The organism is Serratia sp. 1D1416, assembly GCF_003641105.1.
Classification (GTDB): domain Bacteria; phylum Pseudomonadota; class Gammaproteobacteria; order Enterobacterales; family Enterobacteriaceae; genus Serratia; species Serratia ficaria.
This window is the reverse complement of sequence record NZ_CP032738.1, coordinates 572174-598185: the sequence shown is the minus strand read 5'-3', so window position 1 is coordinate 598185 and position 26012 is coordinate 572174. Positions and strand designations below refer to the sequence as shown.

The window sequence follows — 26012 nt, the reverse complement described above, 5'->3', positions numbered from 1 at the left end:
AGAAGGCTGATGATGAGCGATAAAATGACGGTTGGCGAGGCGATAGCCCGGACTCTGGAGCAGTATGAGGTGTCGGCGATGTACGGCATCATTTCGATTCATAATCTGCCGATTGCCGATGCGGTGGGGCAACGCGGCCAGATCCGCTTCGTGCCGGCGCGCGGCGAAGCGGGGGCGGTTACCATGGCCGACGCCCACGGACGCTTCTCCGGCCTCGGCGTGGCGTTGACCAGCACCGGCGCCGGCGCGGGCAACGCGGTCGGCGCGATGATTGAGGCGCTGAACGCCAATACGCCGCTGCTGCACATCACCGGTCAGGTGGAAAAGGCTTACCTGGACGCCGACGCCGGCTTCATTCACGAAACCCGCGATCAGCTCGGTTTCCTCGGCGCCTGTTCCAAGCGCGCTTACCGGGTCAATTCCCCGGAGCAGGCGGTGGCGGTGATCCAACGGGCGATCCAGGACGCGCAGACGGTGCCCTGCGGTCCGGTGGCGGTGGAGATCCCGATCGATATTCAAAGCAGCCTGGTGTCCAGCGCGGTGCTGAGCCGGCCGCCGGCGCCGGCTGCGCTGCCGGCGGCGGACCCGCAGGCGGTGGAGCGCCTGTATCAGCGGCTGAAACAGGCCAGGCGGCCGCTGCTGTGGCTGGGCGGCGGCGCGCTGGCCTGCGGCGAAGCGGTGCGCAAGCTGGCGGACGCCGGGGTGGCGGTGATCTCCAGCACCCACGGGCGCGGCATCCTGCCGGATAGCCATCCGCGCAGCCTGCGGGCGTTCCACAACTCGCCGAGCATCGAGGCGATTTTGGCCCAATGCGACCTGACGCTGGTGGCCGGTTCGCGCCTGCGCAGCAACGAAACCCGCACCTGGACGCTGCCGCTGCCGCGCCCGCTGGTGCAGATAGACATCGACCCGGCGGCGGCCAACCGCAATTATCTGGCCGACGAGCAGGTCAACGGCGACTGCGCGGCGCTGCTTAATGCGCTGGCGGCGCGGCTGAGCCCGGCCGAAAAGGTTAACGCCGACTGGGATGCAGACATTGCCCGCGCGGTGCAGCAGGCGGAGAGCGCGCTGCGCCAGCAGTCCGGCGAGTATGTCAGGCTCAACGACGCCATCGACGCCGCGCTGCCGCAGGACGGGTTGCTGGTGCGCGACATCACCGTCTCCGGCAGCGTATGGGGCAGCCGCCTGTTCCGGGCCATTTCTCCGCTGTGCAATATCCACTCGCTGGCGGGCGCCATCGGCATGGGGCTGCCGATGGCGATCGGCACCGCGATCGCCAACCCGCAACGCAAGGTGGTGGGGTTGGTGGGCGACGGCGGATTGGCGCTGGGGCTGGGCGAGCTGGCGACCATGGCGCAGGAGCAGGTCAATATCACGCTCTTGATCATGAACGACGGCGGTTACGGCGTGATGCGCGGCATTCAGGACAAGTATTTCGCCGGCCGTCAGTACTACAACGAGTTGCACACGCCGGCCTTTACCCAGGTCGCCGAGGCGATGGGGCTGAAAGCCTGGAAGGTGGACGATGCGGCGCAGTTCAACGGCGTGCTGGCGGAGGCGATCAACTATCCGGGGCCGTCGGTGGTCGAGGTGGACATGAAGCGCGTCGGGCCGCTGACCTTTGCCGGGCCGCCGCAGAAGACCTTGTACTGATGCAATGAAAAACGCCCGGCGCTTGCCGGGCGTTTTGGTTGTTACTTGCCTGCCGCGATGCGTTCGCGAATGTGCTGCGCGCGCGCTTCGGAAGACGGGTGATCGTCGAACATGCTGCTTTGACGGCCGGCCTCCATTTTCGCCAGTTTTTCAAAGCTGGTGACCAGGCCGTTCGGATCGATGCCGCGTTTTTTCATCAGGTCGAACGAGTAGTCATCCGCTTCGCTTTCCTGCTTCTGGGAGAACTGGGCGCTCACCAGTTTTTCGCCGATGTCCGCCAGCTGCGACTGCGACAGCGAGCCGATGATGCCGCCGGCGGAAGAGGCCGCGGTGCGCAGCGCCACGGTGCCGTAGGCGACCTGCATCGCCTTGCGGGTATGGCCCAGCGCCACGTGGCCCATTTCATGGCCCAGCACGCCTTCCACTTCGTTGTCGGTCATCATGTCCATCAGGCCGCTGTATACGCGGATACAGCCGTTGGCCATCGCCCAAGCGTTGACGTCTTTGGTCACGTAGACCTTATAGTTGGCCGGCGTGCCGTTGATGTTATCCCCGAGCGCCGCGGCGATTTTGTTCAGGCGTTTGGCGTAGGTGCTGTCGGCCGGCGCGATTTGTGCCTTGCTGTCCATCTCTGCGCAGGATTTATCACTCAGGGTTTTCACGTCGTCATTGCTCAGCGTTGCCGCCTGGAACGCCTGCGCTCCGGACTGCATCAGCGTGCTGGTATTCAGGTTTTGACAGCCGCTTACCAAGGTGGCAATGCTTAATGCAATCAAAGAGGTACGAATTTTCATAAGGCCATCTTCCTGTGATAGTAACAAGGGAACGGTGCAATTTTGCTTTTGGGAAATCTTGCCGCATGAGACTAGTGTACGTCAGGCGTAGCGAGAATAGTGTTATTCCGAAAAACCGTCCAATCGTGCTAATAAGTTGTGAACTCGCTCTCATTTGGCATTAGGGATTGCCGTTTTAATGCGGAGTCTGAGAAAATAGAGAACTTGACCGCTTTTTTAATCCGACCTGGAGTAAAACATGTCCTCTCGTAAAGAGCTTGCCAACGCCATCCGCGCACTCAGCATGGACGCCGTACAAAAAGCGAATTCCGGCCACCCGGGCGCACCTATGGGCATGGCGGACATCGCCGAAGTCCTGTGGCGTGACTACCTGAACCACAACCCGACCAACCCGCACTGGGCTGACCGCGACCGTTTCGTGCTCTCCAACGGCCACGGCTCCATGTTGATTTACAGCCTGCTGCACCTCACCGGCTATGACCTGCCGATGAGCGAGCTGGAAAACTTCCGTCAGCTCCACTCCAAAACGCCGGGCCACCCGGAATACGGCTATACCCCAGGCGTGGAAACCACCACCGGCCCGCTCGGCCAGGGCATCGCCAACGCCGTCGGCTTCGCCATCGCCGAACGCACCCTGGCCGCGCAGTTCAACCGCCCGGGCCATGACGTCGTCGACCACCACACCTACGCCTTTATGGGCGACGGCTGCATGATGGAAGGCATCTCTCACGAAGTCTGTTCGCTGGCCGGCACCCTCAAGCTCGGCAAGCTGACCGCCTTCTACGATGACAACGGCATCTCCATCGACGGCCACGTCGACGGCTGGTTCACCGACGACACCGCCGAGCGCTTCGAAGCCTACGGCTGGCACGTGGTGCGCCACGTCGACGGCCACAACCCGGACGCCATCAAGGCGGCGATTGAGGAAGCCCGCAAGGTGACCGACAAGCCGTCCCTGCTGATGTGCAAGACCGTCATCGGTTTCGGCTCACCGAACAAGGCCGGCACCCACGACGTGCACGGCGCCGCGCTGGGCGCCGCCGAAGTGGCCGCCACCCGCGAAGCCCTGGGCTGGAAATACGCCGCCTTCGAAATCCCGCAGGACATCTATGCCCAGTGGGACGCCAAAGAAGCCGGCCAGGCCAAAGAAGCGGCCTGGAACGACAGGTTCGCCGCCTACGCCCAGGCCTTCCCTGAGCTGGCCGCCGAGTTCAAGCGCCGCATGAACGGCGAACTGCCGGCGAACTGGAAAGCCGACGCGCAGAAATTCGTCGAGCAGCTGCAGGCCAACCCGGCCAACATCGCCAGCCGCAAGGCGTCGCAGAACGCGCTGGAAGCGTTCGGCAAGGTACTGCCCGAGTTCCTCGGCGGCTCCGCCGACCTGGCGCCGAGCAACCTGACCCTATGGTCCGGTTCGAAAGCGCTGAACGTCGACCCGGCGGGCAACTACATCCACTACGGCGTGCGCGAGTTCGGCATGACCGCCATCACCAACGGCATCGCGCTGCACGGCGGCTTCCTGCCGTACTCGGCGACCTTCCTGATGTTCGTGGAATACGCCCGCAACGCGGTGCGCATGGCGGCGCTGATGAAGCTGCGCAACGTGTTCGTCTACACCCACGACTCCATCGGTCTGGGCGAAGACGGCCCGACCCACCAGCCGGTGGAGCAGATTGCCAGCCTGCGGGTGACCCCGAACATGAGCACCTGGCGCCCGTGCGACCAGGTGGAATCGGCGATTGCCTGGCAGTACGGCATCGAGCGCAACGACGGCCCGACCACGCTGATTTTCTCGCGTCAGAACCTGACCCAGCAGCCGCGCAGCGCGGAGCAGCTGGCGAACGTGTACCGCGGCGGCTACGTGCTGAAAGACTGCGCCGGCACGCCGGAGGTCATCCTGATTGCCACCGGTTCGGAAGTGGGTATCACGGTGGAAGCGGCGGACCAACTGACTGCTGCGGGCCGTAAGGTACGCGTGGTGTCGATGCCGTCTACCGACGCGTTCGACAAGCAGGATGCGGCGTACCGCGAATCGGTGCTGCCGGCGGCGGTGAGCGCGCGCGTGGCGGTGGAAGCGGGTATCGCGGACTACTGGTACAAGTACGTGGGGCTGAACGGCGCCATCGTGGGCATGACCACCTTTGGCGAATCGGCGCCGGCGGAGCAGCTGTTCAAGGAGTTCGGCTTCACCGTGGACAACGTGGTGGCCAAGGCGCAGGCGCTGCTGAAGTAAGCGGCCCCTGGCGTTAGCCAATAAAAAGCCCGGCAACGCCGGGCTTTTTTTTATGTCGGGACCCTGTCCCGGCGGGGCGCGCGCAGCCGATCGTAAATCGCCGCCAGCAACAGCGCCAGCAGCGTGGGCAGCAGCCATACCAGCCCCTGATCCGCCAGCGGCAGGCGTTCGAACCCGGCGGGCAGCAGGCCGCCGAAGCTGGAGGCCCTGATGCCGTCGGCGAGGCCAAACAGCAGGCTGGTGGCGATCACCGGCGCGAACACGCGGTTGGCGCTGCGCCAGCGGCTCTGGCTGAAGCTGAGCAATACCAGGGCGATGCACGGGGGATAGATGGCCGTCAGCACCGGGATCGACACGCGGATCAGCGTGGCCAGCCCGAGGTTGGACACCAGCATGGCGAATGCGGCGAGAATAGCCACCAGCGTGCGGTAAGACAGCGGCACATGGCGGGAAAAGAAATCGGCGCAGGCGCAGGTCATGCCCACCGCGGTCACCAGACAGGCGATGAACATCAGGATGGCCATAAACAGGCTGCCCCCCTCGCCGAAGGTGTGCTGCACATAGGCATACAGGATCGCCGCGCCGTCTTGCCGTTCGGCGACCAGGCCGCCGCTGCCGGCACCCAGTTTGAACATGCAGATATACACCAGCGTCAGGCCGATGCCGGCAATCAGGCTGGCCCACAGGGTGTAGCGCATCAGCAAACCAGGATCGTCGACGCCGCGCGATCGGGCGGCGGTAACGATAATCGAGCCGAACATCAGCGCCGACAGCGTGTCCATGGTCAGATACCCCTGCACGAACCCGGTGGAGAACGCTGCGTTCTGATAGCCGCCGCTGGCGGGGATCGGCGCGCCGGCGGGCCAAACCAGCGCGGCAATGCCGAGCGCGGCCAGCGCGAGGATCTTCAGCGGCGCCAGAATATGGCCGACGTTATCCAGCAGCCGTCCGGGGTACAGCGAGATAACCATCGCCAGCGTGAAGAACAGCAGGCTGTAGATGAACTGCGGCAGGGCGCCGTCGCCGGTAAAAGGCGCGATGCCCAAAGCGAAAGAGACGTTGGCGGTGCGCGGCGTGGCGAACAGCGGGCCGAGCGCCAGATAACAGACGATAGCCAGCAGCAGGCCGGCCCGGCGGCCGAGCGGGCCGGTCAACAGGCCGATGCTGCCGCCGACGCGCGCCAGCGCGATCACGGCGATCACCGGCAGGGCGACGGCGGTGACCATAAAGCCCGCGGCGGCCGGCCACAGGTGCTCGCCGGACTGCAGGCCCACCATCGGCGGGAAAATGATATTGCCGGCGCCGACAAACAGGGCGAAGGTCATAAAGCCCAGGGCGATGATGTCTTTGGGGGATAAGCGTGTCGTCATAAGGGGATTGCATTGCCTGTGTACGATAAGAACAACCTGGCGCCGGTAAAAATCAGGGGCAGGCGCGATGGGCTATCGGGCGCCCATAAAAATTTCGGCGTGCAGGATATAATATTTTGCCGACAAAAGCCTGAGTTCTGCCGACCATCGCCTTGCCAAGCCCGCTGACGTCGGTTTTATTGGCTGAAAAACGCCCAACCTCACAAAACCGAAAGATAACAAACCAACGCCGTTGCCTCGGCGGTCTCATTAACTATATGTTAATTTTTAGTTTCTTAAATGTAACCAGGGGTTGGACTATGTTGACAAGAATCAGTGCGTCTGTGGTCGCCATGGCCATATTGGGTTCCGTTCCCGCTTATGCCGCCTTCCCGGCGGGCTACCCCGCCGACTACCAGAAGCTGGTCGACGGCGCGAAAAAAGAAGGCAAGGTGGTGATCTATTCCACCACCGACACCAAGGCGGCGGGGCCGCTGATTCAGGGATTCGAAGCGCTGTATCCGGGCGTGAAGGTCGAATACAACGACATGAACAGCACCGAGCTGTACAACCGCTTTATCAGCGAACAGGCGGCGGGCGGCACCAGCGGCGACGTGGTGTGGAGCTCGTCGATGGACACCGCGCTGAAGCTGGCGAGCGATTATGCGCAGGAGTACGCCTCTCCCGAGCTGGGTCAACTGCCGAAATGGGCGGTATGGCAACAAAAAGCCTACGGCACCACCTACGAGCCGGTGGTGTTCATCTATAACAAACGCCTGATCCCGCAAAACGAAGCGCCGGATTCCCATGCCGCGCTGGCCAAGCTGATCGCCGGCCAGACCGACAAGTTCAAGAAGAAAGTCACCACTTACGACATCGAAAAGTCCGGTCTGGGCTTCATGCTGTCGGTGCAGGACTTCAAGGCCGATCCTGATTACTTCAAGACGTTGGCCGACGTGGCCAAGGGCGGGTTGGCGGTGCAGTCCTCCACCGGCACCATGATGGAGCGCGTCTCTTCCGGCGAGAACCTGATCGGTTTCAACATCCTCGGATCTTATGCCGAAGCCCGCGCCAAGAGCGACCCGTCGCTCGGCATCGCCTATCCGAAGGACTATACCCTGGTGCTGTCGCGCGTGAGCTTTATCAGCAAGGAGGCGACCAACGCCAATGCCGCCAGGCTGTGGTTCGACTATGTCCTGTCGGAAAAAGGGCAAAGCATTCTCGCCAACCAGGCGGATATCCCGTCGATTCGCAACGATATTGAAGGCAAGAACGATATCGACGGCATGACCAAGCTGCTGGGGAAAGCGCTGAAGCCGATCCCGGTGGATGAGAGCCTGCTGGAATACCTGCAGCCGGCCAAGCGTCTGGACTATATCAAGCAGTGGCGCACCGCCGCGGCAAAATAACAGGGACAGCATTCGGACGCGCGTCAGCCTGAGGGGCGCGCGCCCTTTGGTCGTCGTCGTTTACAACCATTGGGATAATTTATGAAAGCATGGCGCAGAAAATGGCAGAGCCTGCCGCGCGGCGCGGTGGTGCTGATAACCGCGCTGGTTATCTACGTTCCGCTGTCGTTCATCATCATTCAAAGTTTCCTCTCCGCGCCCTTTTTTTCCCCTTCGAAGGTGTTCAGCCTCGAAGCCTTCGAGTTTATCTTTACCGACCCGGATTTCTACAAAGCGCTGAAAAGCGGTTTTATTCTGGCCTTCGGGCTGGTGGTGATCGCCATTCCGCTGGGCGGCATCCTGGCCTTTCTGATGGTCAGGACCGACTTGCCCGGCCGCCGGCTGATTGAGCCGCTGATCCTGGTGCCGATCTTCGTGTCGCCGATGGTGCTGGGCTTCGGCTATGTGGTGGCCGCCGGGCCGGTCGGTTTCTTTTCGCTGTGGGCGGAGGCGCTGCTGGGCTTTGTGCCGTGGAACATCTACTCGATGGCCAGCATCGTGGCGATCGCCGGGCTGACGCACGTTCCCCACGCCTATCTGTACATTTCCTCGGCGCTGCGCAGCGTGGGTTCCGACGTGGAGGAAGCGGCGCGCACCGCCGGGGCGACGCCGCTGCAGGTGATGACCGCGGTCAGCCTGCCGATGGTGCGACCGTCGATCCTGTACGCCGGCGTGCTGCTGTTCTTCCTCGGGCTGGAGGTGTTCGGCCTGATGCTGGTGCTGGGCGATCCGGAAGGCAACCTGGTGCTGGCGACCTATCTGTATCAGCTGACCAACAAGCTGGGCACGCCGTCTTATCACCTGATGGCGGCGGTGGCGGTGGTGCTTATCTGCATCACCATTCCGCTGGTGATGCTGCAACGCCGGCTGATGCGCACCGCCAACCGTTTCGTTACCGTCAAGGGCAAGGCGTCGCAGGCCCGCGCGCTGCCGCTGGGCAAATGGCGCTGGGTGGCCGGCGCGGTGGTGGTGTTCTGGCTGACCGTCACCATCGGCGTGCCGCTGGTGGGCGTGGTGCTGCGCGCCTTTATCTCCAACTGGGGGTAGGGGTGTCGATTTGGGACGAGCTGTCGCTCAATACCTTCCGCACCATCTGGCAGCAGCCCAACCTGTTGCGCGCCATCGTCAACTCGATGGCCATAGGGGTGATCGGCGGGGCGCTGGCGGTGGTCTGTTATCTGTTTATCGGCATCGCCATGCACCGCAAGCCGGACGGCGCGACCCGCTTTCTCGATTACAGCGTGCTGGTGCCGCGCGCGGTGCCGGGGCTGTTGGCCGGCCTGGCGTTCCTGTGGGTGTTCCTGTTCCTGCCGATGTGGCTGGACAAGTCGCTGAAAGAGGGCTGGCTGTCGGCGCTGCCGGTGGCCGAATGGCTGCGGGAAAACCTGATCGTCTGGCTGCGTTCGCTGCGCAGCACCATCTTCAGCGTTTGGCTGGCGTACACCGTGGTGTGGATGGCCTATGGCCTGCGGCTGATCTCCTCGACGCTGCTGCAGGTGGGGCCCGAACTGGAGGAGGCCGCGCGCAGCACCGGCGCGACCCGCGGCCAGATCACTCGCCACGTGACCATTCCGCTGTCGCGTTACGGCCTGATCGGCTCCTGGCTGCTGATGTTCCTGATCTTCGAACGAGAATATTCCACCGGGGTGTATCTGCTTTCCCCGGGCACGGAGACCATCGGCTCGATGCTGGTTTCCCTGTGGGCGGCGGGGGCGATCGACATCGTCGCCGCGCTGTCGTTCATTAACATCCTGCTGGTGGTGTTGGGGTTGGGGATCGCCCTGCGCTTCGGAGTGAAATTACATGATTGAACTTTCGGTAGAAGACCTGCATTTGACCTACGGCGACAACCCGGTGTTGAAAGGGGTGTCGATGGAGCTGAAACGCGGCGAGGTGGTCTCCCTGCTGGGGCCGTCGGGCAGCGGCAAAACCACCCTGCTGCGCGCGGTGGCCGGGCTGGAAAAACCGAGCCAGGGGCGCATCGTCATCGGCAGCAATGCGGTGTACGACGGCAGCGCGCGCAGCGAAATTCCCGCCGAGGAGCGCAACCTGGGGCTGGTATTCCAGTCCTACGCCCTGTGGCCGCATAAAACGGTGTTTGAAAACGTCGCTTATCCGCTGAAGCTGCGTAAAATCGCCGCGGCGGAAATCACCCGGCGGGTGCAGGCGGTGCTCGAGCAGCTGGGGTTGGGGCACCTGGGCCAGCGCCACCCGCATCAGCTGTCCGGCGGCCAGCAGCAGCGGGTGGCGATAGGGCGCGCGCTGGTGTACAACCCGCCGGTGATCCTGCTGGACGAACCGCTGTCGAACCTGGACGCCAAGCTGCGCGAAGAGGCGCGGGTGTTCCTGCGCGAACTGATCATCAAGCTCGGGCTGTCGGCGCTGATGGTGACCCACGATCAGAACGAAGCGATGGCCATCTCCGATCGCATTCTGCTGCTCAACAACGGCAAAATCGAGCAGCAGGGCACGCCGCAGGAAATGTACGGTTCGCCGTCCACGCTGTTTACCGCCGAGTTTATGGGCAGCAACAACCGCCTGCCCGGCAAGGTTGTGACGCTGGAGGGCGACAGGGCGCGCATCGAAGGCAAGGACTGGGCGCTGTGGGGGCTGGCGGGCGCCGGACTGCAGGTCGGCCAGGAGGGCATTGCGGTGATCCGCGTGGAGCGCGTGCGGCTGGGGGAGGATCCGCAGGGCAACCAGCTCGAACTGCCGCTGCTGACCAGCATGTACCTCGGCGATCGCTGGGAATACCTGTTCCGTACGGTGGCCGAAGACCTCGTGGTGCGCGCCTACGGCGGCGAGGTGCGCGAGCAGGCGCTGTGCCGGCTGTCCCTGCCGGCAGAACAGGTATGGATTTTCCCCAAAGGCTAGCGGCGGCAGAGCCGGGGCCCGAGGCGAGGGGCCCGGCCAGTCGGCGATAATTGCAGCGCTGCGTCGCCCGTCTCTGGCGCAGCCCTCCGGCAAAAGTGTGCGCTAGATCATCTTATTCTCGCAAAACTCCTTCCTGTTGCTCGCCGGTTCGCTGCATCTGTTCCTTTTGCCAAAACTTTGGTTTATGCTCGGCTGAAGCGTTTCAGTTGGTGCGGTATTCAGCAGAAACGCCGGAGTGAGGGCGGCGGCATGGTGCCGGCGCCGAGGAATAATGCAACGCGGCGATTCACAGCGGGCGGTGCGATACACTACTCTATGCGGGTTAGTCAGATAACCAGTCAGCGCCGGTCCGGCGCCGGTGAGTTCGCCCCGGCGGGAAAGGCCCTTTTTCAGGAGCAGCATGACCATCCGCATAGCGATAAACGGCTTTGGCCGCATTGGCCGCAGCGTGTTACGCGCACTGTATGAATCGGGACGACGAGCGGAAATTTCCGTGGTGGCGATCAACGAGCTGGCGAACGCCGAGGGGATGGCCCATCTGCTGAAATACGATTCCAGCCACGGCCGCTTCGCCTGGGACGTGCGCCAGGAGTGCGATACGCTGAGCGTCGGGGACGATGCGATCCGTTTGCTGCACCAACCGGCGGTGGAGCGGCTGCCCTGGGGCGAGCTGGGCGTCGACGTGGTGCTGGATTGCAGCGGCGTGTACGGCAGCCGGGCGGATGGCGAGGCCCATCTGGCGGCGGGGGCGAAGAAGGTGCTGTTCGCTCACCCGGGCGGCAACGATCTGGACGCCACCGTGGTGTTTGGCGTCAACCACCAGACGCTGCGGGCGGAACATCGCATCGTGTCCAACGCCTCATGCACCACCAACTGCATTATTCCGGTGATCAAGCTGCTGGACGATGCCTACAGCATCGAATCCGGCACCGTGACCACCATCCACTCCGCCATGAACGATCAGCCGGTGATAGACGCTTATCACCCGGATTTGCGGCGCACCCGCGCGGCGAGCCAGTCGATTATTCCGGTCGACACCAAGCTGGCCGCGGGCATCACCCGCATCTTCCCGCAGTTTTGCGATCGGTTTGAGGCGATTTCCGTGCGCGTGCCGACCATCAACGTGACGGCCATCGATCTCAGCGTCAGCGTGAGCTCGGCGGTGAAGGTGACAGAGGTCAACCAGCTGTTGCAAAAGGCCGCACGGGGATCATTTCGTGGTATAGTTGACTATACGGAACTACCATTAGTCTCGATTGATTTTAACCACGACCCGCACAGCGCTATCGTCGACGGTACACAGACGCGGGTCAGCGGGCAGCACCTGATTAAGACCTTGGTTTGGTGCGACAATGAATGGGGCTTTGCCAACCGGATGTTGGATACAACACGGGCAATGGCCGCCAGCGGTTTCTAGTTTTATAGAGATTCAACTAAGAGGGTTCACCATGTCTGTAATTAAGATGTCCGATCTGGATCTGGCGGGTAAACGCGTACTGATCCGTTCCGATTTGAACGTGCCAGTGAAAGACGGTAAAGTGACTTCCGATGCGCGTATCCGCGCCTCCCTGCCGACTATCGAAGCTGCGCTGAAACAAGGCGCCCGCGTCATGGTAACCTCCCACCTGGGGCGTCCTACCGAAGGCGAGTACAACGAAGAATTCTCCCTGCTGCCAGTAGTTAACTACCTGAAAGATCATCTGAAATCCCCAGTTCGTCTGGCGAAGGATTATCTGGATGGCGTGGACGTCGCCGAAGGCGAACTGGTGGTGCTGGAAAACGTCCGCTTCAACAAGGGCGAGAAGAAAGACGACGAAACCTTGTCCAAGAAATACGCGGCGCTGTGCGACGTGTACGTGATGGACGCCTTCGGCACCGCGCACCGCGCGCAGGCCTCTACCCACGGCGTAGGCAAATTCGCCCCGGTAGCCTGTGCCGGCCCGCTGCTGTCTGCCGAGCTGGAAGCCCTGGGCAAGGCGCTGGGCAACCCGGCGCGTCCGATGGTCGCCATCGTCGGCGGTTCTAAAGTGTCCACCAAACTGACCGTTCTGGACTCGCTGTCCAAAATCGCCGATCAGCTGATCGTCGGCGGCGGCATCGCCAACACCTTCGTGGCGGCGCAGGGCAACAACGTGGGCCAGTCGCTGTACGAACCGGATCTGATCCCGAACGCGCAGAAACTGTTGGAAACCTGCGACATTCCGGTGCCGACCGACGTGCGCGTAGCGACCGAGTTCTCTGAAGAGGCGGTGGCCACCGTGAAGCAGGCCAACGAGATCCAGGACAACGAGCAAATTCTGGATATGGGCGACGTCTCTGCCGAGCGTCTGGCCGTTATCCTGAAGAACGCCAAAACCATTCTGTGGAATGGCCCGGTTGGCGTATTCGAGTTCCCTAACTTCCGTAAGGGCACCGAAATTGTCGCCCGCGCGATCGCCGATAGCGAAGCTTTCTCCATCGCAGGCGGCGGCGACACTCTGGCAGCAATCGACCTGTTCGGTATCGCTGACAAAATTTCCTACATCTCCACCGGCGGCGGCGCTTTCCTGGAATTCGTTGAAGGGAAACCACTGCCGGCAGTCGTGATGCTGGAAGAGCGCGCTAAGCAGTAATTCAGACAACGGGAGGCGAAAGCCGCCCGTTTGTTTTATACCGCGCGGCAACGGCGGCGCGGCATGAAAAATCGATTTACATCCATCTACGGCCGACGAAACAGGACAAAGTAACATGTCTAAAATTTTTGATTTCGTAAAACCGGGTGTCATCACGGGTGATGACGTTCAGAAAGTATTCGCAGTAGCTAAAGAGAACAACTTTGCGCTGCCGGCAGTAAACTGCGTAGGCACCGACTCCATCAACGCCGTGCTGGAAACAGCGGCGAAGGTGCGTGCTCCGGTGATCGTACAGTTCTCTAACGGCGGCGCGGCGTTTATCGCCGGCAAAGGCGTGAAGACTGACGTTCCGCAGGGCGCAGCGATTCTGGGCGCCATCTCCGGTGCACACCATGTTCACCAGATGGCTGAGCATTACGGCGTGCCGGTTATTCTGCACACCGACCACTGCGCGAAGAAACTGCTGCCATGGCTGGACGGCCTGCTGGACGCCGGCGAGAAACATTTCGCCGCCACTGGCAAACCGCTGTTCTCTTCCCACATGATCGACCTGTCCGAAGAGTCTCTGGAAGAAAACATCGAGATCTGCAGCAAGTATCTGACCCGTATGGCTAAGATCGGCATGACGCTGGAAATCGAACTGGGCTGCACCGGCGGTGAAGAAGATGGCGTAGACAACAGCCATATGGACGCATCCGCGCTGTACACCCAGCCGGAAGACGTGGCTTACGCCTACGAAAAACTGCACGCCATCAGCCCGCGCTTCACCATTGCGGCTTCATTCGGCAACGTGCACGGCGTGTACAAACCGGGCAACGTCAAGCTGACCCCGACCATCCTGCGTGATTCTCAGGACTACGTGTCCAAGAAATACAACCTGCCGCACAACAGCCTGGACTTCGTGTTCCACGGCGGCTCCGGCTCTACCGACGCAGAGATCAAAGAGTCCGTAGGCTACGGCGTGATCAAGATGAACATCGACACCGACACCCAATGGGCGACCTGGGACGGCATCCTGCAGTACTACAAAGCGAACGAAGCTTACCTGCAGGGCCAGCTGGGCAACCCGAAAGGCGCCGATCAGCCGAACAAGAAATACTACGATCCACGCGTATGGCTGCGCGCCGCGCAGACCAGCATGGTGACCCGTCTGGAACAGGCCTTCAAAGATCTGAACGCGGTAGACGTTCTGTAATCTTCGGCATCGGTTGCAAGACAGGCAAGGCTCCCTTCGGGGAGCCTTTTTCGTTTTCAGCCCAGCAGGCTGGCGCCGACGTTGATCGACAAGCCGAGGATCACCATGTTGAACACGAAAGAGATAACCGACTGCAGCAGGGTAATCTTGCGCACCTCGGCCGCGCCGACCGCCACGTCGGCGGTTTGCGACGCCACCGCGATGGTGAACGAGAAGTAAGCGAAATCCAGATAGGTCGGTTCGGCCAGGTTGCCGGGAAACAGCAGCGGCAGCGGATCCCGCTGCGCGCCCTGGCGGTAGAACTGGTGGGCGTAATGCATGGTGAAGGCGGTCGGCAACAGCAACCAGGACACCGCCAGCGTGGCGCCGGTCAGCGCCAGATGCAGGGTCTTCAACGAGTCGCTGGCCTGTTTGGCGCTGCTCAGCTCAAACAGAATGGCCAGAATGCTCACCAGACAACCGATGCTGACCAGCGCCAGCACCGTGCTGGCGCTCTCGTCCTGCGCGCGGGCGATTTGGCGGATATGTTTGGGCGTGCTCACCAGCATCAGCCGCCAAAGAAACAGCAGGTACAGCCAGGCCAACAGGTTCCAGCCGATCATCAGCCGCTGCAGCAGCGAAAGCTGGGCGGGCAGCAGTAAAAAGCACAGCCCCCCGGCACTGACCGAGAACAGCAGCCTGGGCCGGACCTGCCAATAATGCCGGAGTGAGGAGCGAATATGCATGGCGGCCGGATCCCTTGTCGTGAAAAAGTAAAGGCGCTGTTCTCAGCATAGAAGACGCGGGCAGGGTTTCGGCTATTTTTAGCGCTTACGGTTGGCATGCGGCTTTAATGTTGGTTACCCTTAGGCGGTGGTTTCCGACTGGCCGAGACGTCAGTGTATTTTTGCGAGTTTATCCCTTTAGGGGCAAAGTTAGGACGACACGAATGAAAGATTTGAATGTAGTAGACGGCATCAACGGCGCCGGCAACTGGCTGGTGAAGAATCAGGATCTGTTGATCCAGTACGCGGTGAACATCGTCGCCGCCATCGTTATCCTGATCATCGGTTCGATCGTCGCCCGCCTGGTCGGCAATGCGCTGAACCGCGTGATGAAGCTGCGCGGCATCGACGCCACGGTAGCGGACTTCCTGTCGGCGATCGTGCGTTACGGCGTGCTGGCGTTCACCTTTATCGCGGTGCTGGGGCGCGTCGGCGTGCAGACCACCTCGGTGATCGCCGTACTGGGCGCCGCCGGTTTGGCCGTTGGCCTGGCGCTGCAGGGCTCGCTGTCCAACTTTGCCGCCGGCGTGCTGCTGGTGATCTTCCGCCCGCTGCGCGTGGGTGAGTATGTCGATCTGGGCGGCGTGGCCGGTACCGTCGATCAGGTGCAGATTTTCTCCACCACCCTGCGCACCGTCGACAACAAAACCATCGTGGTGCCGAACGGCAAAATTATCGCCGGCAACATCATCAACTACTCCCGCGAGCCGAACCGCCGTGTGGATATCGTGGTAGGCGTGGCCTACAACGCCGATATCGACGTGGTGAAAAAGGTGCTGGGCGATGTGATCGCCGCCGACAAGCGCATCATGCACGCCAAAGGCGTGACCGTACGCCTGAACGAAATGGCGCCGTCCTCGCTGAACTTCGTTACCCGTTCCTGGACCACCAACGCGGAATACTGGAACGTGTACTTCGATCTGATGGAGAACTTCAAGCGCGCGCTGGATGCCAACAATATCGGCATTCCGTTCCCGCAGATGGACGTTCACCTGTATCGTACCGAAGACGCATCCGCCAAGGCGGAATAAGCGAAAGGGGGCCTTGGCCCCCTTTTTTATTGCCGGCCGAGACGTCCTTGATGGCGTCTCGGCCCGTTATTTTCCCCGGCGTCAGGCGCCTGACGGCTTCGGCTGAGCCGGTAGAGCAGGAAGATGGCGGCGGAACCCACCAATACCGGCAGCGCCAGCCAGATGAAGAACACCTCGGCGCTGCCCGCCGCGCTAATCATCCAGGCGCCGAGCATCGCGCCGACGATGGAGCCGAAGCGGCCATTCGCCATGGCCCAGCTCACCCCGGTGACGCGGGCGGCGGTGGGGTAGAGGGTGGTCGAAACCAGGTTCAGGCCGTTTTGCGCGCCCGCCACGCCGAAACCGATAAGAAAGACGGCGGCGGCCAGCGTATAGACGTCGCCCATCAGGTAACCGGTGGCGCCAACCACCAGCGCGGCGCCCAAATAGGACAGCGCCAGCACTTTGTAAGGTCCGACCCTATCCATCAACAGCGCCATGAGGATGGCGCCGAGGGTGCCGCCCAGGGGCACCATCGCCCCAATGCGCGATGCGTGCGCGATATCGTAACCGGCGTCCTTGAGAATGCTCGGCAGCCAGCTGGTGAGCAGGTAGAACACGAACAGCGAACAGAAGAAGGCCAGCCACAGCAGCAGGGTGCGCAGCGCGCGGCCTTCGGTGAACAGGTGCGAAATCGGCGACCTGGCCCGCTCGGAACGTTCGTCATCGACAATCGTCACCCCCGCCCAGCTTTTGCCGGTGATGCGCCCGACCACCCGGCGCAGGCTGTCGGCGTATTTGGGGTGGGACGTCATAAAGCGCGCCGACTCGGGCATTTGCCAGGCCAGCAACGGCAGCAGCAGCAGGGGGACGATGCCGCCGGCCATCAGCACGCCGCGCCAGCCGAAGGCGGGAATGATCTGCCCGGCAAGAATGCCGCCCAGGGCCAGCCCTGCGGTAAAGCCGCTCCAGCTCAGGGTGACCATCAGCATCCGTCGGCGGGCCGGCGAGTACTCTGAACTGAGGGTGATGCAGGTGGGCATGGCGCCCCCCAGGCCGATGCCGGTGATCAAACGCAGCAGGGTCAGCGACGCGATCGAATCCGTATAGGCGCAGGCCAGGGTGCCGCCGCCAAAAATCAGTATCGAAGCGAGCAACACGCGCTTGCGGCCGATGGCATCGGCGACCGGGCCGAAGATCAAACTGCCGAGCAGCAGGCCGAACAAGCCCGCGCCGAAGGCGGGCGACAGCTGTGCGGGCTGCAGGTCCCATTCTTCACGCAGGGCGGGGGCGATATAACCGATGACGGCGGTATCAAAACCGTCCAGCAGGACGATCAGGAAACACAGGCTGAGGATCAGGATCTGGTAGGGAGATATCTTCGCGCGGTCGATGATCTCACTGATACGAGCGGGGTTTTGGCTCATGGCGATTCCACTGTTATTAGACTGGTGCGGTGTGGGGCTGGCTGGAGGGCAGCGCAGGCGTCCAGTTCCTTCTGAAACGGGCCTGATCGAAAGCCGCTTTGGCTGGCATGGCGCAGAAAACCCGAGTATACACCAGAGCCGGGGCGCCGGGAGCCGTTACTCCAGCCTGGTTATTAGCTATTATGATAGTTGATTAGAAATATCAATTTCACCTAATAATCTCTTCCTCGTATGATGCGCGAGTTGACCGACACGCGCCTCTGTACGGCGCCTTTACTGTTTCGAGGAATACCATGCTAGCCGTCTTCTTGCAGGGCTTTGCCCTCAGCGCCGCAATGATCCTGCCGCTGGGGCCCCAGAACGTTTTCGTGATGAACCAGGGCATCCGCCGTCAGTACCATCTGATGATTGCCGCGCTGTGCGCGCTGAGCGATATCCTGCTGATCTGCGCCGGCATCTTTGGCGGCAGCGCGCTGCTGACCCGCTCACCGCTGCTGCTGGCCGTGGTGACCTGGGGCGGCGTGGCGTTTCTGCTGTGGTACGGCTGGGGGGCGTTTCGCACCGCCCTCAGCCCGCAGCCGGCGCTGGCGGTCGCGCAAGAGCTGGCGCAGAGCCGCTGGCGCATCGTGGTCACCATGCTGGCGGTCACCTGGCTGAACCCGCACGTTTATCTGGACACCTTCGTGGTGTTGGGCAGCCTGGGCGGCCAGCTGACGGCGGACGTGCGCTCCTGGTTCGCCCTGGGCGCGGTCAGCGCCTCGGCGGTGTGGTTCTTCGGGCTGGCGCTGCTGGCCTCCTGGCTGGCGCCCTGGCTGAATACCCGGCTGGCGCAGCGCATCATCAATGGCCTGGTGGGGCTGGTGATGTGGGGCATCGCGTTGCAATTGGCCTGGCAGGGGGCAAGTTTATAAGAATTTGTCACTAATCCGAATTTAAAACCCCGCGCGATATGCTACGTTTTATGCCAAGGAACCGGCTGTTCTCACAGGAAAAGGCCGGTAATCAGAGACAGCCTGTCATAAGGAGACACTGTGAAGCTTAAAGCATTGGCTATGGCCGCAATGGTTGGATTAGGGACGTTACCGCTGGCGCTGCAGGCGGCCGAAGTGCCGGAAGGGCCGCACGTGGTTACCTCGGGCACTTCCAGCGTCGACGCTACGCCGGACATCGCCACCCTGGCGATCGAAGTCAGCGTCTCCTCCAAAGACGCCGCGCAGGCGAAGAAGCAGGTGGATGAGCGCGTGGCGCAATACTTCGATTTCCTGCAGAAAAACAACATCGAGAAGAAAGACATCAGCGCCGCCAACCTGCGCACCCAGCCGGAGTACGATTACCTGAAAACCGGCGAGTCGGTGCTGAAGGGTTACCGCGCGGTGCGTCAGGTGCAGGTGACGCTGCGTCAGCTGGACAAGCTGAACGGGTTGCTGGACGGCGCGTTGAAATCCGGCCTGAACGAGATCCGCGCGGTTGAGCTGGGCGTGGCCAAGCCGGACGTCTATCGCGAGCAGGCGCGTCAGAAAGCCATCGAAAACGCCACCCAGCAGGCCGCTTCACTGGCGAAGGGCTTTAACGCCAAGCTGGGCCCGGTTTACAGCATCCGTTACCACGTGGCCAACTACCAGCCGATGCCGGTAGCGCGCATGTACAAGGCCGCGGGCGCGGCGGCGGAGAACGATGCGGCGCAAACCTACGAGCAGCAAAGCATTCACTTCGACGATCAGGTGGATGTGGTGTTTGAACTGCAGCGCAACGCCGCGCAGTAACGCCGGGCTGCGGCGATAAAAAAGGTTCGCTGCGGCGAACCTTTTTCGTTTAATCCTGGCGCAGTACCTGGCGGCCGTAGTCCAGCAGCGCGTCGGTCACCTTGCGCATCATGCGGCTTTCCGGCGCAAAGCGGTGCCAGAACAACATGCGGCGCTGGTAGAGCCCCGGCGTCAGATCGATAAGCTCACCCGACTCCAGCTCTTTCTCAATCTGCAGATGCGGGATCATGCAGCAGGTGGTGCCCTGGCGCGCCAGCTGCACGAAGGCTTCGGACGAGTTCACGATGTGGCAGGGTACGCTGCCCGGCGACAGATCGAAATTCTGCTGCAGGAAGGCCTGATGCATATCGTCGAGGTGGTCGAACGCCACCGCCGGCGCCTTCAGCAGCGCGGAGCGGGTGACGCCGTTCGGGAAGTAGCGCTCGGCGAAGCCCTTGGAGGCGACAAACAGATAGTCCAGCGCGCCGAGTTGGTCCACCAGGCAGCTCGGCAGCGGCTGCGGCTGAATACTCACCGCCCCCACCACTTCGCCGCGGCGCAGGCGTTCCTGGGTGCGGGTTTCATCTTCCACCTGCAGATTCAGGCGCACCGGAGAGTCCGCCAGCACCGGCTTCAGCGCCGGCAGCAGCCAGGTGGCCAGACTGTCGGCGTTGACCGCCAGCGACAGCAGCAGCGGCGTGTCGATGCCGGTGTCGTTGCCCAGCCACTCTTCTTCCAGCAGCTCAACCTGATGCAGCAGCGCCAGCAGTTTCTGCCCCTGTTCGGTCGGGCGCGGCGGCACGGTGCGCACCAGCAGCGGTTGGCCGAACAGGTTTTCCAGCTGTTTAATGCGTTGGGATACCGCCGATTGCGTGATGCAGAGTTTTTGTGCGGCGCGCTCAAAGCCGCGCTCACGGATCACCGCGTCCAGCGCTTGCAGCGTTCGATAGTCTGGGCGTTTCATCGGAAAAGATATCCCTTAAATAAAATTGATATCGGCACTATGCCACATTTTGGCCGTTGCGCAGGTGTAAAAATCACGCGGTCATCTCGCCGCCGCGCGGCTAAAAATGCGGCTCAGGGTGAAGAAGTGTGATCCTGCCTGAGTGAAAAATAACGTTTTACCCTATAATACGCACAGGTTTTCGTACATAGGCAATGGACATATTATGACGCAGGATGAACTGAAAAAAGCGGTGGGTTGGGCGGCGCTGGACTACGTGACGCCGGGTACCATCGTCGGGGTCGGCACCGGTTCGACCGCCGCCCATTTTATTGATGCGCTGGGCTCCATCAAGCACCAGATCGAAGGCGCGGTGTCCAGTTCCGATGCCTCAACCGCCAAGCTGAAAAGCCTCGGCATTCACGTGTTCGACAGCAACGAAGTGGACTCGCTGGATATCTACGTCGACGGTGCGGACGAAATCAACGCCCATATGCAGATGATCAAGGGCGGCGGCGCGGCGCTGACGCGTGAAAAGATCATCGCCGCCATCGCGCGCAAATTCATCTGCATCGTCGACGCCACCAAGCAGGTGGACGTGCTGGGCAAGTTCCCGCTGCCGGTGGAAGTGATCCCGATGGCGCGCTCTTACGTGGCGCGCGAGCTGGTGAAGCTCGGCGGGCTGCCGGAATATCGCCAGAACGTGCTGACCGACAACGGCAACGTGATCCTCGACGTGCATAACCTGAGCATCACCGACGCGGTGGCGTTGGAGAACAAAATCAACGGCATCGCCGGCGTGGTCACCGTCGGCCTGTTCGCCAACCGCGGCGCGGACGTGGCGCTGGTCGGCACGTCGGACGGCGTCAAGGTCGTCGAATAAAACGCTGCGCTCACCGCGGCTATGCGGCCTGGCGATCCCCCGGCCGCATAATTCACTGGTTAAAATATCTTTTCTTAAAATAGCCAAATTTGGTGACTTATGTCACATTTCTGGTGATGGCTCCATAAAGCTTCTGTCTAAATCTTTCCCTATGGCATTTTCTGCCAGAAACCGCCGGCCGGGCTGAGCCTTGTACTGGCGGGCAGGCAATCGTTTGTATTGCCGCCCGCGTTATTTTTGTTATGTTGGATGGGTGCTGTTTCACAACAGCCGCTTCTGAAGTCTGAACATAGGGTCGGGTAAATGGCAAAAGTATCATTGGAGAAAGACAGGATTAAATTCCTGTTGGTAGAAGGGGTTCATCAGAGCACGGTAGATAATCTGCGCGCCGCCGGTTATACCAACATTGAATATCATAAAGGTGCGTTAGACACCGAATCGCTTAAGGCATCCATCCGCGATGCTCACTTCGTCGGCATCCGATCGCGTACGCATCTGACCGAAGAGGTTTTCGCCGCCGCCGAGAAGCTGGTCGCGGTAGGCTGTTTTTGCATCGGCACCAACCAGGTTGAATTGAAAGCGGCGACCAAGCGCGGCATTCCGGTGTTTAACGCGCCATTCTCCAATACCCGATCCGTGGCCGAAATGGTGCTGGGCGAGCTGTTGCTGATGCTGCGCGGCATCCCAGCCGCCAACGCCAAGGCGCACCGCGGCGTATGGCACAAGCTGGCCGTCGGCTCGTATGAAGCGCGCGGCAAGAAGCTGGGCATCATCGGTTACGGCCACATCGGCACCCAGCTGGGCATTCTGGCGGAAGGCCTGGGCATGAAGGTGTTCTTCTACGACATCGAGAACAAGCTGCCGCTGGGCAACGCTCAGCAGGTGCGCCATCTGTCCGATCTGCTCAACATGAGCGACGTGGTGACGCTGCACGTGCCGGAAACCCTGTCGACCAAGAATATGATGGGGGCGGAAGAGCTGGCGCTGATGAAGCCGGGCGCGATCCTGATCAACGCCTCGCGCGGCACCGTGGTGGATATCCCGGCGCTGTGCAACGCGCTGGCCAGCAATCACCTGGCCGGGGCGGCGATCGACGTGTTCCCGGAAGAGCCGGCGACCAACAGCGATCCGTTCAACTCGCCGCTGTGCGAATTCGACAACGTTCTGCTGACGCCGCACATCGGCGGCTCCACGCAGGAAGCGCAGGAGAACATCGGCGACGAAGTGGCGGGCAAGCTGGCGAAATACTCCGACAACGGCTCGACCCTGTCGGCGGTCAACTTCCCGGAAGTCTCGTTGCCGGCGCATGGCCCGAACGCCAGCCGTCTGCTGCACATCCATGAAAACCGCCCGGGCGTGCTGACGCAGATTAACCAGATCTTCGCCGAAGAAGGGGTGAACATCGCCGCGCAGTACCTGCAAACCGGTCCGGAAATCGGCTACGTGGTGATCGACATCGAAGCGGAAACCGCACGCGCCGATGCTGCGCTGCAGCGCATGAAGGCTATCGACGGCACCATTCGCGCCCGTTTGCTGCTCTGATTGCGCCAGCGCGATCGCGATAATGAAAAAGGCCGGGATTATCCGGCCTTTTCTATTTGTCGTCCGGCCACGCCCAGCGGCGCGACGGGGTGATAATTTCCGGCAGCGGAATATCCCAATGTTCGGTCGGCAGCAGCGCCACCCGCTGGCAGTCGTGGGCCAGCCCGATGGGGTAAGGGCCGCCGCGCCGCCAGTTCTGCAAGGTACGGTCGTAAAAGCCGCCGCCCATGCCCAGCCTTTGGCCGGCATCGTCGAATGCCACCAGCGGCGTCAGCACCACCTCCAGCGCGCCTGCCGGCAGCACCGCGCGCACGTCGAGCCGCGGTTCCAGAATATTGAAACGGTTGCGCGCCAGCGGCGTATCAGGCGCATAGCGCAGGAACAGCAGATTGCCCGGGCTGAACGGATGCAGTACCGGCAGATAAACGCGCTTGCCCGACTGCCACAGCCGTTCGATCAGCGGAGCGGTATCGAGCTCGCCGTCGAACGAAAAAAACGCCGCTACGCTTTGCGCCGCCATAATTCGCGGGTGCGTGGCGACGCGCTCGGCTATTTGTTGAGCGGCGAGCTGCTGTTGTTCGGGCGTGAGTTCGCGCCGACGTTGGCGAATTTGCTGGCGAACGTGTTGGCGTTGCCGGGAAAATAGAGGTTGAAAAGGCATGGCGTCAGGCTTGCTCAGTGTGGGTGTTCAGCACACATAAACCGCTGAGAAAGGGGAATCTCCGAGATGCCGTCGCAGGCTGTAACCCTTGAACCCATGGTTCAAGGTGAACGTGCTGTCGCAATCTTAAGGCTTCTCGGCGGGCCGAGCATGCACACCGATCGCGGATCATCACATTCTGTTGGTACTAAATATCGGCTCAGGGGACTGGCCCGCTGGCGAACATCTCAGAGAAATTTTGTACTCGCTGCCGAAAACCTCGGTTTTCAACAGCTTAAGTTATTCGAATTGTGCATCCTGACGTTCAGAGATGCGACCCTGTTCAAGCAGTGCCTGTTCAATGGTCTGTTGCAGCATACGAATGCGTTGTTCCATATTGGACGCATAATCACGGGTTTTCAACCGTTCTTGAGCAAGTTCGTGACAAACGTTCAATGCCGCGATAAAAACCAGTTGCTCAGTATTTGTGACTCTAGTGCGAACTTTAAGATCTTGCAACCGTTGGTTAAGATCGTCCGCCGCCATGTTCAACGCATCTTGTTGTTCTGGCGGGCAATTGACTCTTAACGAGCGGCCAAAAATTTGAATATCTACCGGTTGTGCAGACATGCCACCTTCCTGCCTAAATTTCGCGCCAGCCCCGGTCTGCCCTTGCCGGGCCTCCAAAGCGGGCGCCACTATATATACCTCGGTACCAAGATACAACCCCTTTTTCAGTACCTGGTTGTAATCTACTGTGACAGACATTACCAGTCAAAAAAGGGTTTCAAAATGCGTATTTACCGCCATCTTGCCCCCTGCCGGCGCAGTGTGAAACCTGCCACATCACGATTATAACTAGCCACTGAGGTGTCGCGCTTATCTGGTATAGCGACGGACCTTGGTGGTAGCATAACACGAACTTATCCTGCCAACGATGACGAATGCGCATGTCTATACAGAATACATTTCCAAGTTACCAATCTTTGACCGTTGCCCTCAATCAGCAGGCGGTCGCGCTGACTGCGGCAGAAATGCACGGTTTGATCAGCGGCCTGCTGTGCGGCGGCAGCCGTGACGCCGGCTGGCAGGCGCTGGTGCACGATCTGACCAACGAAGGCGTGGCCTTCCCGCAGACGCTGAGCCAGCCGCTGCAGCAACTGTATGAAATGACAAAAGAAACGCTGGACGATGACGAGTTCATGTTCCAGTTGCTGTTGCCGGAAGGCGAGACGGTCAGCGTGTTTGACCGCGCCGACGCGCTGGCCGGCTGGGTGAACCATTTCCTGCTCGGGCTGGGCATGATGCAGCCGAAGCTGGCCCAGGTGAAAGACGAAGTGGGCGAAGCCATCGACGATCTGCGCAACATCGCCCAGCTGGGCTATGACGAAGACGAAGATCAGGAAGAGCTGGAGCAGTCGCTGGAAGAGGTCGTGGAGTATGTGCGGGTCGCCGCCATTTTGTGCCACGGCGAATTCACGCGCCAGAAACCGACGGCGCCGGAAAACATCAAACCGACGCTGCACTAAACCTATATTGCCGGTCCGCCAACGGTGAGTGCGGATGGATTGATTTCAGGAGAAGGTAATGACTCAGCAGGAATTCAACAACCGCCGTCAGGCGCTGTTGGCGAAAATGGCTCCGGCCAGCGCGGCGGTTATTTTCTCTGCGCCGGAAGCGACGCGCAGTGCAGATTCGGAATATCCTTACCGTCAGAACAGCGACTTTGGGTATCTGACCGGCTTCAACGAGCCGGAGGCGGTGCTGGTGCTGATCAAGAGCGACGAGACGCACAACCACAGCGTATTGTTCAACCGGGTGCGCGACCTGACGGCGGAAATCTGGTTTGGCCGCCGCCTGGGGCAAGAGGCCGCGCCGGCGAAGCTGGGGGTGGATCGCGCGCTGCCGTTCGATGAAATCGACGAGCAGCTGCACCTGCTGCTCAACGGCCTGGACGTGGTCTACCACGCGCAGGGCGAGTATGAGTATGCCGACCGGATCCTGTTCGGCGCGCTGGACAAGCTGCGCAAGGGATCCCGCCAAAGCCTGCAGGCGCCGGCGACGCTGACCGACTGGCGGCCGTGGCTGCACGATATGCGCCTGTTCAAATCGCTGGAAGAGCTGGCGGTCATGCGCCGCGCCGGCGAGATCAGCGCCCTGGCGCATACCCGCGCGATGGAAAAATGCCGTCCCGGCATGTTCGAATACCAGCTGGAGGCGGAGATCCATCACGAATTCACCCGCCTCGGCGCTCGCTATCCGTCTTACAACACCATCGTCGGCGGCGGTGAAAACGCCTGCATCCTGCATTACACCGAGAACGAAAGCGAATTGCGCGACGGCGATCTGGTGCTGATCGACGCCGGTTGCGAATATCAGGGCTATGCCGGCGACATCACCCGCACCTTCCCGGTCAACGGCACCTTCAGCCAGCCGCAGCGCGCGGTGTACGACATCGTGCTGGCGTCGCTGCTGCGCGCGCTGGAGCTGTTCAAACCGGGCACCAGCATTCGCGAGGTCAACGACGAAGTGGTGCGCATCATGGTTACCGGGCTGGTGGAGCTGGGGGTGATGAAGGGTGAAGTGGATCAGTTAATCGCCGAACAGGCGCACCGGCAGTTCTTTATGCATGGGCTGAGCCACTGGCTGGGTCTGGATGTGCACGACGTCGGCCATTACGGCACGCCGAGCCGCGACCGGCTGCTGGAGCCAGGCATGGTGCTGACCGTCGAGCCGGGACTGTATATCGCGCCGGACGCGGACGTGCCGGAAGCCTATCGCGGCATCGGCATCCGCATTGAGGACGATATCGTGATCACCGCCGAGGGCAATGAAAACCTGACCGCCAGCGTAGTGAAAGACGCTGACGCCATCGAAGCCTTGATGGCGGCGGCAAGGTAAGC

General features: G+C 61.4%; 21 protein-coding genes, 1 other RNA gene and 1 pseudogene. 15 read left to right on the top strand and 8 right to left on the bottom strand.

Annotated elements, in window-relative coordinates; genetic code table 11:
• Positions 1-12 precede the first annotated feature (12 nt).
• Positions 13-1653, top strand: coding sequence for a thiamine pyrophosphate-binding protein (locus tag D7I37_RS02870; RefSeq protein ID WP_061798692.1), 1641 nt, complete (start codon positions 13-15; stop codon positions 1651-1653).
• 41 nt (positions 1654-1694) lie between these two features.
• Here D7I37_RS02870 and D7I37_RS02865 read toward each other — a convergent pair whose 3' ends face one another.
• On the bottom strand, positions 1695-2447 hold the full coding sequence (locus D7I37_RS02865) for a M48 family metallopeptidase (protein ID WP_061798694.1): 753 nt from the start codon (positions 2445-2447) through the stop codon (positions 1695-1697).
• A gap of 238 nt (positions 2448-2685) precedes the next feature.
• Here D7I37_RS02865 and tkt point away from each other — a divergent pair, with 238 nt between their 5' ends.
• A complete protein-coding gene (gene tkt, locus D7I37_RS02860; RefSeq protein ID WP_129543288.1) occupies positions 2686-4680 on the top strand; it encodes a transketolase in 1995 nt (664 codons plus the stop codon).
• A 50-nt stretch (positions 4681-4730) separates the two neighbouring features.
• Here tkt and brnQ read toward each other — a convergent pair whose 3' ends face one another.
• Positions 4731-6050, bottom strand: a complete 1320-nt coding sequence (brnQ, locus tag D7I37_RS02855) for a branched-chain amino acid transport system II carrier protein (protein WP_129543287.1) — start codon at positions 6048-6050, stop codon at positions 4731-4733.
• A 299-nt stretch (positions 6051-6349) separates the two neighbouring features.
• Between brnQ and D7I37_RS02850 the strand changes: the two genes are divergently transcribed.
• The 6 genes and pseudogenes from D7I37_RS02850 to fbaA all read left to right on the top strand — a co-directional run bounded on the left by D7I37_RS02850 (position 6350) and on the right by fbaA (position 14158).
• Entirely contained in the window at positions 6350-7438 is a 1089-nt protein-coding gene (locus D7I37_RS02850; protein WP_061797009.1) for an ABC transporter substrate-binding protein, read from the top strand.
• Positions 7439-7519: 81 nt separating this feature from the next.
• Positions 7520-9288 (top strand): annotated as a pseudogene (locus D7I37_RS02845) (ABC transporter permease).
• Positions 9281-10351 (top strand): ABC transporter ATP-binding protein, encoded by a 1071-nt coding sequence (locus tag D7I37_RS02840; RefSeq protein ID WP_061797007.1) that lies wholly within the window; start codon positions 9281-9283, stop codon positions 10349-10351. The pseudogene D7I37_RS02845 and the gene D7I37_RS02840 overlap by 8 nt, the downstream one beginning before the upstream one ends.
• Positions 10352-10751: 400 nt before the next feature.
• Positions 10752-11768 (top strand): erythrose-4-phosphate dehydrogenase, encoded by a 1017-nt coding sequence (epd, locus tag D7I37_RS02835; RefSeq protein ID WP_061797005.1) that lies wholly within the window; start codon positions 10752-10754, stop codon positions 11766-11768.
• A gap of 31 nt (positions 11769-11799) precedes the next feature.
• Positions 11800-12963 carry a phosphoglycerate kinase gene (gene pgk / locus D7I37_RS02830; RefSeq protein ID WP_061797004.1) on the top strand — a complete coding sequence of 388 codons (1164 nt, stop codon included), beginning with the start codon at positions 11800-11802 and terminating at the stop codon, positions 12961-12963.
• Positions 12964-13078: 115 nt separating this feature from the next.
• Positions 13079-14158 carry a class II fructose-bisphosphate aldolase gene (fbaA, locus tag D7I37_RS02825; RefSeq protein ID WP_061797003.1) on the top strand — a complete coding sequence of 360 codons (1080 nt, stop codon included), beginning with the start codon at positions 13079-13081 and terminating at the stop codon, positions 14156-14158.
• 56 nt (positions 14159-14214) lie between these two features.
• On the opposite strand, the gene D7I37_RS02820 is transcribed toward fbaA, so the two are convergent.
• On the bottom strand, positions 14215-14883 hold the full coding sequence (locus D7I37_RS02820; RefSeq protein WP_061797002.1) for a DUF1345 domain-containing protein: 669 nt from the start codon (positions 14881-14883) through the stop codon (positions 14215-14217).
• A gap of 203 nt (positions 14884-15086) precedes the next feature.
• Here D7I37_RS02820 and mscS point away from each other — a divergent pair, with 203 nt between their 5' ends.
• Positions 15087-15953, top strand: a complete 867-nt coding sequence (gene mscS, locus D7I37_RS02815) for a small-conductance mechanosensitive channel MscS (RefSeq protein WP_061797001.1) — start codon at positions 15087-15089, stop codon at positions 15951-15953.
• Between the two features lie 26 nt (positions 15954-15979).
• On the opposite strand, the gene D7I37_RS02810 is transcribed toward mscS, so the two are convergent.
• The gene (locus D7I37_RS02810; protein ID WP_061796999.1) at positions 15980-17359 is read right to left on the bottom strand and encodes an aromatic acid/H+ symport family MFS transporter; all 1380 of its coding nucleotides are present in this window, start codon (positions 17357-17359) and stop codon (positions 15980-15982) included.
• Between the two features lie 293 nt (positions 17360-17652).
• Between D7I37_RS02810 and argO the strand changes: the two genes are divergently transcribed.
• On the top strand, positions 17653-18270 hold the full coding sequence (gene argO / locus D7I37_RS02805; RefSeq protein WP_095099138.1) for an arginine exporter ArgO: 618 nt from the start codon (positions 17653-17655) through the stop codon (positions 18268-18270).
• 120 nt (positions 18271-18390) lie between these two features.
• Entirely contained in the window at positions 18391-19122 is a 732-nt protein-coding gene (locus tag D7I37_RS02800; protein ID WP_073970286.1) for an oxidative stress defense protein, read from the top strand.
• A 49-nt stretch (positions 19123-19171) separates the two neighbouring features.
• On the opposite strand, the gene D7I37_RS02795 is transcribed toward D7I37_RS02800, so the two are convergent.
• Entirely contained in the window at positions 19172-20065 is an 894-nt protein-coding gene (locus D7I37_RS02795) for a LysR family transcriptional regulator ArgP (RefSeq protein WP_061796995.1), read from the bottom strand.
• A 205-nt stretch (positions 20066-20270) separates the two neighbouring features.
• Here D7I37_RS02795 and rpiA point away from each other — a divergent pair, with 205 nt between their 5' ends.
• Positions 20271-20927 carry a ribose-5-phosphate isomerase RpiA gene (rpiA, locus tag D7I37_RS02790; protein WP_129543286.1) on the top strand — a complete coding sequence of 219 codons (657 nt, stop codon included), beginning with the start codon at positions 20271-20273 and terminating at the stop codon, positions 20925-20927.
• A gap of 303 nt (positions 20928-21230) precedes the next feature.
• Positions 21231-22469: a phosphoglycerate dehydrogenase gene (gene serA, locus D7I37_RS02785; protein WP_061796993.1), complete on the top strand. Its 1239-nt coding sequence runs from the start codon at positions 21231-21233 to the stop codon at positions 22467-22469.
• Between the two features lie 52 nt (positions 22470-22521).
• On the opposite strand, the gene D7I37_RS02780 is transcribed toward serA, so the two are convergent.
• The 3 genes from D7I37_RS02780 to zapA all read right to left on the bottom strand — a co-directional run bounded on the left by D7I37_RS02780 (position 22522) and on the right by zapA (position 23739).
• Positions 22522-23130 (bottom strand): 5-formyltetrahydrofolate cyclo-ligase, encoded by a 609-nt coding sequence (locus D7I37_RS02780; protein ID WP_095099135.1) that lies wholly within the window; start codon positions 23128-23130, stop codon positions 22522-22524.
• Between the two features lie 54 nt (positions 23131-23184).
• Positions 23185-23367: non-coding RNA, 6S RNA (gene ssrS / locus D7I37_RS02775), on the bottom strand.
• A 42-nt stretch (positions 23368-23409) separates the two neighbouring features.
• Positions 23410-23739, bottom strand: a complete 330-nt coding sequence (gene zapA, locus D7I37_RS02770; protein WP_061797030.1) for a cell division protein ZapA — start codon at positions 23737-23739, stop codon at positions 23410-23412.
• A 320-nt stretch (positions 23740-24059) separates the two neighbouring features.
• Here zapA and D7I37_RS02765 point away from each other — a divergent pair, with 320 nt between their 5' ends.
• Positions 24060-24638 carry a YecA family protein gene (locus D7I37_RS02765; protein ID WP_061797028.1) on the top strand — a complete coding sequence of 193 codons (579 nt, stop codon included), beginning with the start codon at positions 24060-24062 and terminating at the stop codon, positions 24636-24638.
• A 58-nt stretch (positions 24639-24696) separates the two neighbouring features.
• Entirely contained in the window at positions 24697-26010 is a 1314-nt protein-coding gene (gene pepP, locus D7I37_RS02760; RefSeq protein WP_129543285.1) for a Xaa-Pro aminopeptidase, read from the top strand.
• The last annotated feature ends 2 nt before the right edge of the window (positions 26011-26012 follow it).